1 pseudogene is annotated in these 550 nt (G+C 57.3%); it reads left to right on the plus strand.

From position 1 onward, the window contains the following. Positions 1-39: 39 nt before the first annotated feature. Positions 40-550: pseudogene (locus AC1DZ5_RS21540) on the plus strand (EAL domain-containing protein); the annotation flags it as partial.

A 550-nucleotide genomic window follows, 5' to 3' on the forward strand; every position in this document is an offset into this window, starting at 1 on the left:
GTGCTGTATGGGCTGCCCATTGTGCTGAATGGAATCTATGTGGTGCCGTTCCTGTGCATTCCTTTGTTGTTCACTCTGATGACGGTGGCCGCGACCGAGCTGGGTTGGATCAGCTTTCTGGCGGTAGATATTCCGTGGACGACGCCACCGATCGTGTCGGGGTGGCTGCTGACGGGCGGCTGGCGAGGCGCTGCGTTGCAGTGTGTAGAGATGGCGCTGGGCGTTGCTCTCTATCTTCCGTTTGTGCGAAAGGCAGAAGTTGCACGCAAGGAGCGAGACGCCCAAGCGGTGGCCCACGTCCTTCAGCACATCGCAGACGAGAGCCAAAAATACGGAAAATTTGTCATCGGCCACGACCAGACGGGTTTTGTTGCCAGAAGCCTCTTGGCTGATTTGCGCAAAGAGTTGAAAAGAAACGATGGCGAATTGTGGCTTGCCTACCAACCCAAGCACGATACCTTGGGACGCTTGGTGGGAGTCGAAGCCTTGGTGCGTTGGAACCATGCCGCCTATGGCCCGATTTCCCCCGTGGTGATGGTGGCTTTGTCCG

The sequence above is a fragment of the Rhodoferax sp. P1_F3 genome (genome assembly GCF_056405715.1).